14 protein-coding genes are annotated in these 14,489 nt (G+C 70.5%); 6 read left to right on the top strand and 8 right to left on the bottom strand.

Going from position 1 to position 14,489, the window contains the following annotated elements; translation table 11 throughout:
- Nucleotides 1-9 precede the first annotated feature (9 nt).
- Together FHR37_RS18685 and FHR37_RS18680 are read right to left on the bottom strand one after the other, a co-directional pair.
- The gene (locus FHR37_RS18685; RefSeq protein WP_092881081.1) at nucleotides 10-768 is read right to left on the bottom strand and encodes a GAF and ANTAR domain-containing protein; all 759 of its coding nucleotides are present in this window, start codon (nucleotides 766-768) and stop codon (nucleotides 10-12) included.
- Nucleotides 765-1,487, bottom strand: coding sequence for a GAF and ANTAR domain-containing protein (locus FHR37_RS18680; RefSeq protein ID WP_175542345.1), 723 nt, complete (start codon nucleotides 1,485-1,487; stop codon nucleotides 765-767). The genes FHR37_RS18685 and FHR37_RS18680 overlap by 4 nt, the downstream gene beginning before the upstream one ends.
- A gap of 392 nt (nucleotides 1,488-1,879) precedes the next feature.
- On the opposite strand from FHR37_RS18680, the gene FHR37_RS18675 reads away from it, so the two are divergent.
- Genes FHR37_RS18675 through FHR37_RS18665 form a run of 3 tightly spaced genes read left to right on the top strand, consistent with a single transcriptional unit; the run spans nucleotide 1,880 to nucleotide 4,475 of the window.
- On the top strand, nucleotides 1,880-2,647 hold the full coding sequence (locus tag FHR37_RS18675; RefSeq protein ID WP_092881085.1) for an SDR family NAD(P)-dependent oxidoreductase: 768 nt from the start codon (nucleotides 1,880-1,882) through the stop codon (nucleotides 2,645-2,647).
- A complete protein-coding gene (locus tag FHR37_RS18670; protein WP_237768571.1) occupies nucleotides 2,644-3,663 on the top strand; it encodes a sugar phosphate isomerase/epimerase family protein in 1,020 nt (339 codons plus the stop codon). The genes FHR37_RS18675 and FHR37_RS18670 overlap by 4 nt, the downstream gene beginning before the upstream one ends.
- On the top strand, nucleotides 3,660-4,475 hold the full coding sequence (locus tag FHR37_RS18665; RefSeq protein WP_092881087.1) for an SDR family NAD(P)-dependent oxidoreductase: 816 nt from the start codon (nucleotides 3,660-3,662) through the stop codon (nucleotides 4,473-4,475). Before FHR37_RS18670 ends, FHR37_RS18665 begins: the two co-directional genes overlap by 4 nt.
- Here the strand turns inward: FHR37_RS18665 and FHR37_RS18660 are convergent.
- The 3 genes from FHR37_RS18660 to FHR37_RS18650 form a co-directional block, all read right to left on the bottom strand.
- Nucleotides 4,442-5,503 carry a hypothetical protein gene (locus FHR37_RS18660; RefSeq protein ID WP_175542346.1) on the bottom strand — a complete coding sequence of 354 codons (1,062 nt, stop codon included), beginning with the start codon at nucleotides 5,501-5,503 and terminating at the stop codon, nucleotides 4,442-4,444. The two genes, FHR37_RS18665 and FHR37_RS18660, sit on opposite strands and share 34 nt — an antisense overlap.
- 38 nt (nucleotides 5,504-5,541) lie before the next feature.
- A complete protein-coding gene (locus FHR37_RS18655) occupies nucleotides 5,542-6,195 on the bottom strand; it encodes a MerR family transcriptional regulator (RefSeq protein ID WP_092881089.1) in 654 nt (217 codons plus the stop codon).
- Nucleotides 6,196-6,274: 79 nt separating this feature from the next.
- Nucleotides 6,275-7,171: a hypothetical protein gene (locus FHR37_RS18650; RefSeq protein ID WP_092881091.1), complete on the bottom strand. Its 897-nt coding sequence runs from the start codon at nucleotides 7,169-7,171 to the stop codon at nucleotides 6,275-6,277.
- A gap of 179 nt (nucleotides 7,172-7,350) precedes the next feature.
- Between FHR37_RS18650 and FHR37_RS18645 the strand changes: the two genes are divergently transcribed.
- Both FHR37_RS18645 and FHR37_RS18640 read left to right on the top strand, forming a co-directional pair.
- On the top strand, nucleotides 7,351-10,128 hold the full coding sequence (locus FHR37_RS18645; RefSeq protein ID WP_092881093.1) for a Tc toxin subunit A-related protein: 2,778 nt from the start codon (nucleotides 7,351-7,353) through the stop codon (nucleotides 10,126-10,128).
- A gap of 27 nt (nucleotides 10,129-10,155) precedes the next feature.
- Entirely contained in the window at nucleotides 10,156-11,013 is an 858-nt protein-coding gene (locus FHR37_RS18640; protein ID WP_092881096.1) for a phytanoyl-CoA dioxygenase family protein, read from the top strand.
- On the opposite strand, the gene FHR37_RS18635 is transcribed toward FHR37_RS18640, so the two are convergent.
- The gene (locus FHR37_RS18635) at nucleotides 10,979-11,623 is read right to left on the bottom strand and encodes a GNAT family N-acetyltransferase (RefSeq protein WP_092881098.1); all 645 of its coding nucleotides are present in this window, start codon (nucleotides 11,621-11,623) and stop codon (nucleotides 10,979-10,981) included. The two genes, FHR37_RS18640 and FHR37_RS18635, sit on opposite strands and share 35 nt — an antisense overlap.
- A gap of 308 nt (nucleotides 11,624-11,931) precedes the next feature.
- Between FHR37_RS18635 and FHR37_RS18630 the strand changes: the two genes are divergently transcribed.
- A complete protein-coding gene (locus FHR37_RS18630) occupies nucleotides 11,932-12,642 on the top strand; it encodes a FadR/GntR family transcriptional regulator (protein ID WP_092881100.1) in 711 nt (236 codons plus the stop codon).
- A gap of 2 nt (nucleotides 12,643-12,644) precedes the next feature.
- On the opposite strand, the gene FHR37_RS18625 is transcribed toward FHR37_RS18630, so the two are convergent.
- Nucleotides 12,645-13,565 carry a carbohydrate ABC transporter permease gene (locus FHR37_RS18625; RefSeq protein ID WP_092881102.1) on the bottom strand — a complete coding sequence of 307 codons (921 nt, stop codon included), beginning with the start codon at nucleotides 13,563-13,565 and terminating at the stop codon, nucleotides 12,645-12,647.
- Nucleotides 13,562-14,482 carry a carbohydrate ABC transporter permease gene (locus FHR37_RS18620; protein WP_237768572.1) on the bottom strand — a complete coding sequence of 307 codons (921 nt, stop codon included), beginning with the start codon at nucleotides 14,480-14,482 and terminating at the stop codon, nucleotides 13,562-13,564. Before FHR37_RS18620 ends, FHR37_RS18625 begins: the two co-directional genes overlap by 4 nt.
- Nucleotides 14,483-14,489 lie beyond the last annotated feature (7 nt).

The raw sequence follows: 14,489 nt of genomic DNA, 5'->3' as shown, positions 1-14,489 counted from the left end.
CTGCAGACGTCACGAACGAGGGATCGACAGCTTGCCCTCCACGACCTCGACGGCCACCTCCGTGAGTTTGCGGCGGTGGCCGCGGGCGTATCCGCGCAGAACCGTGAACGCGCCGGCCACGTCGATCCGATGGCGTTCGGCGATCACTCCCTTGGCCTGTTCGATGACGATGCGGCTGTTCAGCGCGGCCTGCAGCTGCCCGACGAGGACGTCGTTGTGGCGGACGGCGCGTTCCTGCAGGATGCCGATGGTGGCGATGTCGGCCAGCGCCTGGCCGATGCGAAGCTCGTCCGACTCCAGCGGCCCGGCCTGTTCGTTGAACAGGTTCAGCGCGCCGATCGTCTCCTCGCGCAGTCGCAGGGGCACCGCGTGCACCGCGTGGTAACCGGCGGCCGACGCCTGCTCGGCGAACCGCGGCCACCTGCTCTCCCCGGTCAGGTCCGGGACGGCCACCTGCCGGCTCGTACGGAAACAGTCCATGCACGGGCCCTGTTCGGCCTGCAGCTGGAAGAGTTCGAGCAGGCGGGCCTGCGCACTCGAGGAGGACACGAGGTGGAGGGTGCCGCGATGGTCGGACAGCATCAGCCCGGCGGCGTCGACCGGCAGCAGGTGCACACACTCGTCGGTGAGCCGGTGGAGCAGTTCGATGACGTCGTAGTCGTCGACGAGGGAGTCGGCGAGCGTCACCAGGACCTCGGCCAGCTCGCGCGCTCGGCTGCGATGCACGTCACTCACGGCGTTGACACCTCCCTCGGGTCCGTTCGTCATGATGGTCCTCCTGCGAACCGCAGTCGTCGTTCGACGACGTCGCGGGCGACCTCGTCGATGGGGCGTTCGTTGGCGAATGCGTAGGCCCGGAGCATGGCCAGGGCCTGCTCGGCGGAGACATTCGCCTGCGCCAGGATCACGCCTGTCGCCTGGTGGATCTCCGCCCGGTGCAGGGGGAGGTCGGTGAGTCCGTACATCACCTCGGCGTCGTGGCCGAGCGGTCCCCCATGGTCCTCGCCGCGCCGGTCGAGCAGCGTCCACATGGCCGCGTCGGCCATCCGCAGCGCGTTCGTCAGGGCTCTCAGCGGCAGCCCACCGGGAACGAGGCTGTAGAGGTCCATCACGCCGACCTTGATCGCGCCGAGTTGCAGGGGGAGTACGTACAGGCCACGGGCGGCGGTGCGCTGGGCGTGCAGCGAGAACACCGGCCAGCGGCGGTCGATCCGCTCCTGCAGGTCCGGGATGATGACCGGACGGCCGGACGCGAAGGCCTCCATGCACGGCCCCTCGCCGAGGGTGAACTGCAGCTCGTCGATGCGCCCGGCGACCTCGTCGCTGGCACAGACCGGTTCCTGGCGGTCCAGGGCGGTCATCATGGTGATGGCCGCACCGTCGATCGGCAGCGCCTCGACACCCGCCTGGCACACCCGAAGCGGCGCCGCGCCGCCACCTTCTGCGACGATCGCCGCCAGGGCGTCGCCCAACGGGTCGTCAGCCATCGCCGACATCCGGGCCGACGCCCAGGCGGACGGCTGCTTGGGTGCGAACAACCAGATGCCGGCTCATGCATCGCCCTTCTCCCCTGGGACAGGAACGGGCCGCACTCGTCGGTTCCCCCGCAGGTCGGATCGACGCACCGATGCAGTCACGGTCTCAGGTGCACCAGAGTACGCAGATCGGGGTTTGACACAACCCGCGTGGCCCGTCGTCGAGCACGGCGCGGCAGACCCGGAGGTGACCGGTCCCTGGGCGCGACCGCGTCGCGAACCGGACTTCCGGTCCCGGACTGAGAACCCCTCGACCGCCGGTGTCAGCGCTACGTTGACGCGGGCAGGAGGCGCCGCACTCAGCACCGCGGCGTAGGTGTCACCGACGAGGAAGGTTCGCGTTCATGGGTCTGGAGTCGTTCGAGCTCGGCGGCCGGGTCGCCCTGGTCACCGGCGGGAACCGCGGTCTGGGGCTGGTGATGGCCAGGGCGCTGGCCGGCGCCGGCGCGGACGTCGCCGTCGTCAGCCGGCAGCAGGCCCAGGCGGAGAAGGCGGCGGCCGACATCGGTCAGGAGACCGGACGGCGCACGCTCGGCATCGGCGCCGACGTCACCAGGGCGGCCGACGTGAACGACGCCGTGGCCGCGACGGTGGAGGAGTTCGGGCACCTCGACATCCTGGTCAACAACGCCGGGGTGAACATCCGCAAGCCGGTGGAGGAGTTCGACGAGGAGAGCTGGGACCTCGTGCAGGCCACCAACCTCAAGGCCCCCTACCTGTGTGCCCGGGCGGTCTCCCCGCACATGAAGGCGCAGGGGTACGGGCGGGTGATCAACGTCGGCTCCATGCTCGGCGTGTCCGCGCTGCCGGACCGGTCGGCGTACTGCTCCAGCAAGGCCGCGGTCATGCAGCTGACCAAGGTGCTCGCGCTGGAGTGGGCCGGCCACGGCATCACCGTGAACGCGTTGTGCCCGGGGCCGTTCGCCACCGACCTCAACATCCCGGTGATCGAGAACCCCGAGACCAACAAGTACTTCGTCGACCGGATCCCCTTGGGGCGTTGGGGAAACCCGGAGGAGCTCGCCGGCGCGGCGATCTTCCTGGCCTCGGCGGCGTCCAGTTTCATGACCGGCTCGACGCTGGTCGTCGACGGCGGCTGGACCGCCCAGTGAACGCCACGGAGGGCACCGGCACCGGCACCGCGCCGCTTCGGGTCGGCCTGTCGGTGTACGGAACGACGTACAGCATGGGCCTGCATCCCAAGGCGGGCCGGACACCGGTCACCGCGCGGGACGTGATGGACCAGGCGGTGCGGTTCGGCCTGGCGGGAGTGGAGCTGCCCGCGACCATGCTGGCCGACAGCCCCGAGGACCTGGGGGAGTACGCCGCCGAGCACGGGTTGTTCGTCACCGTCGACACCGCCGGGTTCGACCCGGAGGCGCTGGGCCGGGTGTTCGAGCTGGCCGTACGCGTCGGCGCCCCGGTCGTGCGTACCGTCATCGGCGGAGCGAAGATCGGCGGCGACCGGCGCCCGCTCGCCGGCCGCTGGCAAGCGTTCCTTGACGACGTGTCGGTCAAGCTGCACGCGGCCACCGAACTCGCCGAGCAGGCAGGTGTCACCCTGGCCGTGGAGAACCACCAGGACCTCGCGTCGGAGGAGCTTCTCGGCCTGTGCGAGTCGATCGCCTCGGCCCACTTCGGGATCAACCTCGACACCGGCAACCCGCTGGCCACCGCGGAGGAGCCGATCGACTACTTCCGCCGGGTCGCGCCGTACGTGAAGAACGTGCACCTGAAGGACTACTGGACCTGGCTCAGCGAGGAGGGCTACCGCCTGGTGCGGTGCCCGCTCGGCCAGGGGCTGACCGACTTCCCGGCCCTGCTCGGCATGCTCGCCGAGCACGCGCCCGGAGTGAGCATGGCGATCGAGCTGGGTGCGCTGGAGGCCCGCCACATCCGGGTCCTCGCGGCGGACTTCTGGCCGGACTACCCGCCGCGGACGTCGGCGCAACTGGCGCAGGCGCTGGGTGTCGTGCAGGCGAACGCACGGCCTTCGGGTGGCGACTGGCGTACGCCGTTCGAGCGGGGTGAGCCGGTGGAGGAGATCGTGGCGTACGAGGAACGCCAACTGCTGCAGAGCATCGCCTACGTGCGCACCCTGCAGGACTGGCACGGAGGGCAGAAGTGACCGCCGAACAGACCCCCCAGGCCCAGAGCCAGAACCCGAACGAGGACCTCGCCGGAAGGGCGGCGCTGGTGACGGGGTCGAGCCGCGGACTCGGCCGGCACTACGCCCTGCACCTGGCCCGGCTCGGCGCGGACGTCGTCATCCACGACGTGGACGCCCGCGCGGCGGCGGAGTTCGGCGAGGCGGAGTCCGGTGAGGCGGTCGCCGAGGAGGTGCGTGCCCTCGGCCGGCGGTCGGTGTTCGTGCCCGCGGACCTGACCGACCCGGCCGCCGCCGAACGTCTCGTGGCGCGAAGCGTCGAGGAGCTCGGCCGGCTGGACATCGTGGTGAACAACGCCGGCGGCGACATCGGCGCCACCGGTCCGCGCCCGGACCCCAACGACGCCCTCGATATCGACCCCGAGGACATCCGCGCGGTCGTCGAACGCAACGTGCTCACCACGATGTACACCTGCAAGTTCGCCGGCCGGCACATGCGGGAACGGCGTACCGGCAAGATCGTCAACGTGGGTTCGGTCGCCGGGCACGTTCCCGCCCGCAACGGCATCATCTACGCCGCGGCCAAGGCCGCCAACTCCCACTACACCCGCTGCCTGGCCGAGGAGCTCCGGCCCTTCGACGTCAACGTCAACTGCATCGCGCCCGCGCCGACCTACACCGGCCGGTTCCTCGCCACCAGGAACGTCGCGGACCAGAGCGACCGGTCGCGTCTGCAACAGGTCGCCCAGCCCGACGACATGGCCTCGATCGTGGTGTTCCTGGTGAGTGCGGCCTCCGATCACCTCACCGGGGAGACCATCGTCTGCTGGTGACCGGAGCCGGGGTCGACGTCACCGGCGCCGGTCCGCCCCCGGCCCGCCCGCAGCGACATGAGGACCCCGGCGACCACCCACACCAGGACCACGACCGCCGCGGTGTCGGTCAGCACGTCCGGGTGCATGATCGACTGCCCGCGCAGCGCCTGCCAGGTGAGCAGGGCCAGCTCCGCGACATACGCCGCGACGATCACCACGAGCAGCCGCAGCCGGACGGTCGGCACCCGCAGCACAGGCAGGCCACGGGCCAGGAACTCCAGCGCCAGCGCGGCCAGCGGGATCAGCTGCAGCGCGTGCATGCCGACGAAGTGCGGGATTCGCAGGTCGCCGCCGACGGTGCTCCAGCCGAGCAGCGGGAGCCCGGCGCCGCCGTCGGCGAGCCCGACGGTGTGCGCGCCCATGATGTCGGAGTCCGACGCGAGCTGCTGCGCGGTCGGCACCACCATCAGGAAGCCGATCGCCATGCCCAACAGGGCGACGAGCGCGCCGGCCCGAACGGCCAGGGCGCGGGCGCGGTCCTGGCCGGGGTTGCGGAACAGGATCACGCAGACGACCAGCGTGGCCACCCACACGAAGACGATCGAGATGCCCATCGCCTTCCACAGCGCGGCGTTCAGCGGAGTGGTCTCGTTGAAGTGGCTCGTCGTACCCCGCAGAACCTGGCCGACGATGACCACCATCTCCACGGCCAGACCGGTGGCCGCGACGGTGCCCATCCACCAGGCCGTCCGGCGCAGGTGCCGGAGCTGGGAGATCAGCCACGCCCAGGTGACGGAGTAGATCAGGATCGAGACCGCGAACTTCGTCGGCTTGGCCCAGATGGGCATGCCGGTAATTACGCGGTCGTCGGCGAACAGGCCGACGACGCCGACGACACCGACGACCGCCATGGCGACGGCCAGGAGCATCAGCGGGCGGTGCCACCGCAACGCCTGCGAGAAAGTCACGCCGGCGAGGCGGTCGCGGCGCTCGCGGCGTTCTCGGTGGTCGGGTGTCGGTGCGGATCGTTCGGGTACGGCAGTCATGGAGTTCCCCCGGTTCGGATGGTGCGCGCTCGGCGCGGTCAGCGCGGTGGTGTGCGGTAGCGGCTGCCGGAAACGTGTTCCTGCGCGAGCCGGCGCAGGGCGGCGAGAAGTGCGTCGCCGAGGACGGTGCCGACCAGCGCGGTCTCCACGAGTTCGTCCTCGTCCTCGATCCCGGCGAGGACGTCGAGGTCGTTGGAGGCGGTGAGCTCGGCGGCGTCGGCGTAGCCGTCCAGCGCGGCGATCACCCGGTGGTGCCCCAGCCGGTCGAACCTCGCGAGCACCTCGGCGGCGGCGGCCCTGGCCGGGCTGGTCTCGTCGACGCGCCAGCCGCGGCGCTCGAGCAGGTCGTCCACCGTCTTCGCCGCCTGGGCGTGCTCCTCGTCCCGGTCGGCGCCGCCGGAGTCACCGGTCGCCTGGATGTCGCCGAGCGAACCGATGGTGGCGCCGAGCTTCTGCCGGACGGTCCTGTCCGGTGCGTCGATCACCGAGAGCACGACGCGGGCGGTGGCGATGGACATGCCGCCCACGTCGGTCAGGGCCCGGATCAGGGTCAGCCGCCGGACGTGGGACTGGTCGTAGCTGGCCTGGTTGGGCGGGGCGACCTGCCCGGCGGGGAGCAGGCCCTCCCGCAGGTAGTACTTGATCGTCGGGACCGGTACCCCGCTCGTTCGGCTCAGCTCTGCCATCCGCATGCAGATAGCGTAACTATCCGATAGTGCCGGTGCCTATAGTTTCCCGAGATCTCCTCGGATCAGTCCTCGTCAGTTCTCGTCAGTCCTCGGCCAGCGCGTCGCGCCGGCGGCGGGCCGTGCTGGCGGCGCGGCCGGCCTTGGTGAGGGCGCGTTCCAGCGAGCCGGTCCGGTGCTCGGCGCGTTCCAGCTCCGCCCGGACCTTCTCCAGCTCGTCGGTCAGGCGTTCGACCGCGGTACGCATGTCCTCCACGTGATGCTCGTTGGCGTCCAGCTCGGCCTCGGCCTGCTCGCGGGCCTTCTCGGCCTCGGCCAGCTCCGCCTCCGCCCGTTCCAGCTTCTCCCGGGCCTCCTTGCGCCGGCGTTCCTCCGCACGCTTGTCGGCCTGGGTCTGCTTCTTCGCGGTCTTCGCGGTCTTGGTGGTCTTCGTGGTCTGCCGGCCGTTCGTCCGGCGGTCCCGCGCGGTGCTGATCGGGGTCACCTCGGCCGGCTCGCCGGACTCGTCGACCACGCCGAACCCCACGTGCCGCAGCGCGCTGGTCAGCCGGCCCGTACCCAGCAGCCGCGCGGCGTCGGTGTCGACCGAGGCCGCGTCGAGGGTCTCCGCGAGCCGGTCGCCCACCGTGTCGGTCACCTTGCGGCCGGACTTCCTCGCGAGGTCGCGGGCGGCCCGGCCGAGGTCGCGGACGAGGGAGATCCGCTGGGAGGTGAGCTCCCGCATCCGGTCGCCGTCGCGGGAGGCGTGCGCGTCGCGCAGGTCGTCACCGAGTTGTACGAGCTCGTCGATGCGGTCGGCCTCGGCGCGTACGAGCTGGTTGGCGAGCCAAGCGGCGAGCGTAGGTTTCTTCAGCTCCCTGATCGCCTTGCCCGCCGCGGCGTCGCCGTCGGCCCTGGCCTGGTCGGCCAGCTTGTTGCGGGCCGAGGTGAAGTCCTCCGGTGCCAGGCCGTACAACTCCCGCGCCGCTTCGTCGAGGTCCACTCCCACATCATGGCGCGGACGGCGTACCGGCGGCACGACGCGGACGCCGACACCCGGGCAGGGGGAGGATTTTCGCATTCGGGCTCTGTTCACACCCGCGGGCTGAACAATGGCTCCGCACCGCGTGGCCTGAGGGGCCGGGCGACCAGGCCGGCCGGCTCGCGGGAAGGGAGACCGCCATGTCGGTCCAGGATTCCGGGCAGGCGTCGCGCCGCGAGTTCGTCCAGGCCGGTCCGCTCGGCAGCGAAGTGCTTCCGTCCGCCGACCGCGACAACCTCGTCGCACCGGACGCGACGCCGGCGCACGCGCTTCCGAAGAACACCGAGGTGGAGACGGTCCTCGCCAGGGTCGAGGACCTGATCGGCCGCGGCCATCTCGGCGCGGCGCTGAAGGCGGCCGCCGGCCTGCCCTCGGGTGGGGTGCTGGCCCCGCACTACGAGTTCCTGCGGCAGGAGAAGCTCGCCCGGGCGCACGTGGGCATCGCCGACAGGTACTTCCTGCGCGGTGACGCCGCCAATGCCCGGATCTTCTACGAGCGCGCGGTCAGCCCGCAGACGTCCGACCCGACCGTACGCACCACCATTCAGTTGGCCGGTCAGGTCTTCGACGAGCTGGGAGCCCGGCGGGCGGCTCTCCTGGACCGGCTGACCGCGAGCATCGGCAAGGACGACTACGCCACCTGGTGTGCCGACCACAGCGATCTCACCCGGCTCACCCTGCTCGACGTGGCCGCGCTGCGGGAACGCATCTCGCCCGACTTCCGCCTCGAACCGGCGCTGGGTGAGCGGCCGCCGATCGACCCGGATCCGGGCTACGTCGACCCGCTGCCGGCCGAGAGCGAGCTCGTCGACTTCGAGCCCGCCGTACCCGCGACCGTCTTCAGCGCCCCCTCGACCGGCGCGGTGTCGGTGGACGTCGGCCCGCGGGCCGCCGACGGCCGGCTGCGGGCGTCGGTGGCGATGCCGCTGATCGCCGGCGTGTTCACCGCGAAGGCCCGGCTGCTCGCCCTGGACGCGCGGCTCACCCCCACCGGCCAGTCGCCCGCGTCGGTTCCGTTGTTTCGCTACGAACACCTGCGTGACCAGGCCGCGCGGATCGCCGACCGGGTGCGGCAGGTGGAGTCGCGGATGCTGCCGATCCAGTTCGAGCTGGACGACTTCGCGCAGGTGGTCGACGCCGTACGCCGTCCGCTGGCCGAGCAGGAGGCGGAGCTGGTCGCGATCAACCAGCGGATCGCCGACCTGACCCAGGGGATGGCGGCACTCGCCCAGGCGGAGAAGGCGGTCGACCAGGTGGTGGTCGCGCTGGACGCCGTGGAGGACCAGTGCGACTGCGACTGGTGGTGCTGGCTGACCGCCTCGTTGTGCTTCCTCTTCGCGGCGGCGATCGTGGTCGCGACGAGCATCGTCGCGGCCCCGCTGACCCCGCTGGAGCTGGGCTTCTTCCTGGCGCTCGCGATACCTCTCGACGTCTTCGTCGGCGACTCCCTCGTGCTCGCCGGGGTGAACACGATCAACTGCGACAACGTCGGCGAGATCACCACCGAGTACAGGACGACCCTGGCCGCCATCCGGCAGGGCATCACCCAGACCCAGGCGGAGCTCTCGCACGCGCTGACCACCCGGGACGCGCTCGTCGCGCAGATCAACGCGTTGTCGGACCAGCTGTCCGCGGTGTACGCGAGCAACGCGGCCCGGCTGCTGGACGCCAAGACGCTGGACGCCATCCAGTCGCAGTACAACGCGATCCGCCAGTCGCTGCTCACCCGCGCCCAGGCCGTGGCCAAGCTCGCCGAGGACGCGTTCAACTTCGAGCGCGACGCCGACGTGCACGTCGTCCAGGACGCCTACTACGACGACGCCCGCAAGGGCTACACCTCGGCCGAAAGCCTGCTGCACGACCTCGGCGGGTTCGACTACATCGACCTCACCGGCCGTACGCAGAAGGCGATACAGCTCAGCCACACGGTGTCCCTGGCGCGCCACTACCCGATCAGCTTCGTCGCCCTGCGGACGACCGGAAAGACGAGGTTCACCACCAAGCTCGCGGAGTTCGACCGGTGGTACCCCGGCACCTACCAGCAACGGATCAAGGAGGTCGGCGTCGAGGTCCTGGTCGACGGAAAGGCCCACCCCGCGCGCGGGTACCTCTCCAACGACGGCGTCTCGCTGGTGCGCTTCGTCGACTCCGGGAACAAGCGCCCGGTCGACGACGTGCAGGTGTTCGCCGAACCCGATCCCGACCTCGTACGCCTGTGCTACAAGAGGTTCCGGCGTCAGCGGCACGTCGACACGATGGCGTTCCCGGCGTTCTCGTCCTACCTGCACCGGGACCGGATGCGGCAGCTCCAGGCACGCGAGCGCAACTTCTTCGAGAACGTCGGCCTGGAGAGCAGCTGGGTGCTCGAGCTGCTGCCCGACCAGCCGTTCGACCTGTCCCGGGTCACCGACGTGCGGGTGTCGTTCCAGTACGAAGCGATGTTCGACGACAATCTCAAGCGGGTGCTGGAGAAGAAGCGCTACGCCGGGCGGAAGGAGACCGCCGCACTGTCGGCCCGCAAGCTGGGCGAGGCACGCGGTACGCCGCCCGACTTCACCGGCACCTTCGGGTGGAAGGTGGGCCCGGACCTGTTCGAGGCGTCGGTCCTGGAACGCACGATCGTCAACGTCGGTTTCCTGGTCTCGGCCAAGGGGCTGTCCTCGCTGCCGGGCAAGGCGACCCTGGAGATCTCCTACGAGGGCGCCGCGCCGGTCCAGGTGGTGACGAACGACAGCGGTGTGGTGGCCACGGCGTCCGGAACTCCGGCCGGTTCCGGCCTTGCTGCCCTGGAGACGATGGCGCACGGCAGGCCGATCACCGGATCATGGACCGGGCGCGTTGTGGACCTGCCGGCCGGCGTCTCGCCCGGCGACGTCGACGACGTGCTGTTGCTGCTGAACTACGAGTACGCCACCTGACCGCACAGCCGAAGGGAACCCCGGGCGATGAGAAGCGAACCCGAACGCTGGCGGACCGACTACGCCCGGGACGGCTACCTCGTCGTCGAGGACTGTCTTGACAAGGAGACGTTGACAGCGTTGCGGGAAGCCGTCGGCCGGATCGTCGACGACCCCGACGCCCTGCCGCCGCACCTGCGCGGGCACGTGCAGCTGGAACGCGAGTACGCCCGCCCCGACGGCGCCGAGGACCGCGACGTGGCCCGGCTCGGCCGGGCGGTGCGGCTGGTGATGGAGCTACCGGAGTTCGAGCCGGTGTTCGCCGAACTCATCCGCCACGAACCGCTGCTGGACGTCCTGCAGGCGTTGTTCGACAGCACGGAGTTCCACTTCCACAACTACAAGTGCGTCAACAAGGCGCCCGGCGCCAGCGGTGCCTTCGTCTGGCACCGCGACCTTCCGTACCTCTACCACTCCACCCCCAACCTGCTCACCGCGATGCTGTGCCTGGACGACATGACCGAGGAGAACGGCGCCACGGTCGTCCTGCCCGGCAGTCACCTGCTGGCCGACGAGAACGTCGCGGTGGGCGACCAGAACATCCGTGAGGAGGACCTGCCGCCCGACCTCGAACGCCGGACGGTCACCTGCCCGGCCGGCTCGGCGGTGATCTTCCACGTCAACATCCTGCACGGGGGCGGCGCCAACCGGTCGAGCTCGCCGCGGCGCAACGTCATCGGCATCTGGGCCGGGCCGGACACCTATCCGACCGGCTCGGCCCGCTACGCCTACCAGGGGCTGTATCCGCGCAGCCAGGACCCGGCCCGGCGGCGGCAGCTGTCGATGGCGCTGGGCGATGCCGATGCCAGGGTCAGCCCGCTCCGAGCAGCGGCAGGCACGGGGTGAGGCCCTCGATGCTCACCGGAACCTTCCGGTGGCGTTCCCAGCCGTCCCGTGTCAACCGCAGCCTGCGCTCGATGCCGAGCTTCCCGCCGACCGCGTGCCGCTGGGTCCCGTCGTCGGCGTAGCCGAGCTTGCGGGACACCGCGTACGACGTCGCGTTGTGGTCGAAGGCACCGGACAGGGCTTCGTCCGCGCCGAGCCCGGTGAACGCCAGGTCGAGCACCGCCGCGCGCATCTCGGTGCCGATGCCCTGTCCCTGGTGGCGGCGGCCCAGCCAGGATCCGGTGCTGACCGTCCTCGTGACGGCGAAGTCGGAGGCGCCGATCGTCTGCAGGCCCACGACCCGGCCCTCGCTGAAGACCGTGAGGTTGAGCGACCAGGACTGCGGTGTCCAGCCGCCGAGTCGCAGCCAGTGGTGCAGGATGACGCCGCGGGCGACGTCCGCCGGCGGCCGGTCGGTCCAGGGCACGAGGAACGGCATCACGGCCGGGTCGTGGATGCCCTCGGCAGCCTCGTCGGCCAGGTCGGCGAGCTCTTCGGGCGTGGGCAGCCGCAACTCCAGCCGGGGCGTCGTGAGGCGCAGTCCCACCAGGGGAAAGTGATCAACGAGCATGCCCTCGATTCTGGTCGCCGAACGACCGGCGCGGCATCCCGTTTTCCGCGTACGCTTCCGTCCACCCGATCTCCCGGTGACCTCACCTGATCCTCGAGGAGCGCCATGTCCGAGACCGCCGACCCCGGCGACGCCGCCCGGACTGAGCCTGGTCGGCTGGCTGGTGGCGTCGGCGCTGATGTGGCAGCCGCCGTCCACCGAGCACCCAATCGAGTGAGGTCGCGACGGCGCGGACACACTGCGTGCGGTGGGTATATTCGGCGGGGATACTCGCGGGGGATCGGTGTGCTGAACCCAGGGATGTGCGCATGGCGGAGTACGACGGACGTGGCATCCACGGGCACACCGTCGAGGTGATCGGCCGCCGGATCCTCACCGGCGAGATCGCCGAGGGCGCGACCATCGACGGTGTCGCCCTGGAGTCCGAGCTCGGCATCAGCCGCACCGTCGTCCGCGAGGTGTTCCGGGTGCTGGGCGCCAAGGGCCTGGTCACCGCACGGCAGAAGCGGGGCACCTACGTCCGGCCGCGTGCCGACTGGAACCTCCTGGACGCCGACATCCTGCGCTGGCAGTTCTCCGGCCGCTCCGACATGGCGTTCTTCTCCAACCTGCACGAGATCCGCGGCATCGTCGAACCCGCGGGCGCTCGGCTCGCCGCCGAACGCCGTACCGACGAGGACCTCGCCGCGCTGGACGCGGCGCTGGCCGCGATGGCGGCCGCCGGCGACGATCCGGACGCGATGACCAGGGCCGACCTCGCCTTCCACCGTGCCCTGCTGGCGGCCGCGCACAACGAACTGCTGGAACGCATGGAGGTCGTGATCGAGGTCGGCCTGTCCGTCCGCGACCGGCACATGCACGGGTCCGGCGCTGCGGAGGACTCCGTGCCGGTGCACCGGTCGGTGCTGGCCGCGGTCCGGCGGGGGAGCCCGGAGCGCGCCGAACGCGAGATGCGCGCGCTGCTCACCCGGGCGGTGGACGACCTGTCCCATCTTCGGCGTACCCGCCGGGGAGCCTGACCTCAGCGGATTCCCGCGCTGCCCGCGCCGAGGTTGACCTCGTAGATGTGTTTCTGGCTGAAGAAGTAGACCGCCACCATCGGCAGGGTGAGGAAGAGCGCGCCCACCATCACCAGGTTGTACGGCGGGGTCTGGGCGTTGGTGGACGTGCCGGACAGGAACTGCACGCCGAGTGCCAACGGGTACCTGCTCTCGGTGTTGAGGTAGATCAGCGGGCCGAAGAACGACCCCCACGACGCCGAGAAGCTGAACACCCCGACCGCCACGATCACCGGCCGCATCAGTGGCAGCACGATCCGGGCGAAGATGCCGAAGTGGCCGAGGCCGTCGACCTGCGCGGCCTCGTCGAGCTCACGCGGGATGCGGGTGATGAACTGCCGCATCAGGAAGATGTTGTACGCCCCGCCGAAGAGGTTCGGCACGATCAGCGGCAGCAGGGTGTCGATCCAGCCCAGCCCGCGGAACAACACGAACTGCGGGATGATCGTCACCTCCATCGGCACCATCATCGTGGACAGCAACACCACGAACAGCGCCGAACGCCCGGGCGCCCGCAGCCGGGCGAACGCGTAGGCCACCATCGCGCTGACGAACATCTGTCCCAGACAGGCGAACGTCACGATGACCAGGCTGTTGAGGATCCACCGGGCCATGTCGGCGTCGGAGCCCAGCACGCGCACGAAGTTGTCGAGGTGGAACTCCCGCGGCAGCAGGGTGAACGCCACCTTCTGCACGGTCACGTCGGAGGACAGCGCGATCGACACCATGAACACGAACGGCGCGGACAGCACCGCCGACACGACGGTGAGGACGCCGTACGACACCGCCGCCTCCCGCCGGCCGTGACTGCCGACCGGCCTGCTCCGCCGTCCCCGGCCCGCGTCCTCCGGAAGGGCTGTCTCCGCGAGTGCCGGCGCGGTCATCGGTGTACCTCCGACTCGTAGAAGACCCAGCGCGAGGACGACCGGAACACCACCGCCGTGCAGACCATGATGACCGCGAACAGCAACCAGGACAGGGCCGAGGCGTACCCCATCCGGTAGTTCTTGAAGCCCTCCTCGAAGATGTACGGCACGAGCGTCTCGCTGGCGTTGTTCGGACCGCCGCCGGTGAGGATGTAGACCTGGCTGAACACCTGGAACGCGCCGATCAGCCCCATCACGACGTTGAACAGGATGACCGGCGACAGCATCGGCAGCACGATCCGGAAGAAGCGCTGGCGTGGGCCGGCGCCGTCGATGGTGGCGGCCTCGAGGAGTTCGGACGGGATGCCCTGCATGGTCGCCAGCAGCAGCACGACGCCGGTGCCCACGCCCCACAGGGACATCAGCACCAGCGCCGGGATGACCCACGCCTCCTCCAGCAACCACGCCGGGCCGTGTACGCCGACGAGCGCAAGCGCGCGGTTGACCAGCCCGGCGTCGGGAGCGAGCACCCAGCCGAACAACATCGCACTCGCCACCAGCGGCACCAGGGCCGGCAGGTAGACGATCGTCCGGTAGATCCGCATCCCCGGAACCGGCTTGTTCAGCAGGGCCGCGAGCGCGACGGAGGCCAGCGTCGACAGCGGGACAGCGAGGAACGTGTAGTACGCGGTGTTACGCAGAACCTTCCAGAACAACGGGTCCTGGGTGAACATCCGCACGTAGTTGGCCAGGCCCACCCAGTGCGGCGGGGTCAGCAGGTCGTAGTCGGTCAGGCTCAGGTAGGCCGAGGCGAGCAGCGGCCCGGCGAGGAAGACCACGAACCCGACCAGCCAGGGCGAGACCATCAGGTAGAACCACAGCGCCTCGCGGCGGCGTTGCGTCCACCGCGGGCGGGAGACGGTGTTGGTGCTCACCGAGCGC

Origin of the sequence: Actinopolymorpha cephalotaxi (genome assembly GCF_013408535.1) — a bacterium.
Taxonomy (GTDB): Bacteria; Actinomycetota; Actinomycetes; order Propionibacteriales; family Actinopolymorphaceae; genus Actinopolymorpha; species Actinopolymorpha cephalotaxi.
Note: the sequence above shows the minus strand (reverse complement) of the source record. Positions and strands in the feature narration are given on the sequence as shown.

Excerpts from the sequence above, each read along its gene's own strand:
- FHR37_RS18685 (WP_092881081.1), bottom strand. The coding sequence starts at position 768 with ATGACGAACGGACCCGAGGGAGGTGTCAACGCCGTGAGTGACGTGCAT.
- FHR37_RS18645 (WP_092881093.1), top strand. The coding sequence starts at position 7,351 with ATGTCGGTCCAGGATTCCGGGCAGGCGTCGCGCCGCGAGTTCGTCCAG.
- FHR37_RS18640 (WP_092881096.1), top strand. The coding sequence starts at position 10,156 with ATGAGAAGCGAACCCGAACGCTGGCGGACCGACTACGCCCGGGACGGC.
- FHR37_RS18635 (WP_092881098.1), bottom strand. The coding sequence starts at position 11,623 with ATGCTCGTTGATCACTTTCCCCTGGTGGGACTGCGCCTCACGACGCCC.
- FHR37_RS18680 (WP_175542345.1), bottom strand. The coding sequence starts at position 1,487 with ATGGCTGACGACCCGTTGGGCGACGCCCTGGCGGCGATCGTCGCAGAA.
- FHR37_RS18625 (WP_092881102.1), bottom strand. The coding sequence starts at position 13,565 with ATGACCGCGCCGGCACTCGCGGAGACAGCCCTTCCGGAGGACGCGGGC.
- FHR37_RS18660 (WP_175542346.1), bottom strand. The coding sequence starts at position 5,503 with ATGACTGCCGTACCCGAACGATCCGCACCGACACCCGACCACCGAGAA.
- FHR37_RS18630 (WP_092881100.1), top strand. The coding sequence starts at position 11,932 with ATGGCGGAGTACGACGGACGTGGCATCCACGGGCACACCGTCGAGGTG.
- FHR37_RS18675 (WP_092881085.1), top strand. The coding sequence starts at position 1,880 with ATGGGTCTGGAGTCGTTCGAGCTCGGCGGCCGGGTCGCCCTGGTCACC.
- FHR37_RS18655 (WP_092881089.1), bottom strand. The coding sequence starts at position 6,195 with ATGCGGATGGCAGAGCTGAGCCGAACGAGCGGGGTACCGGTCCCGACG.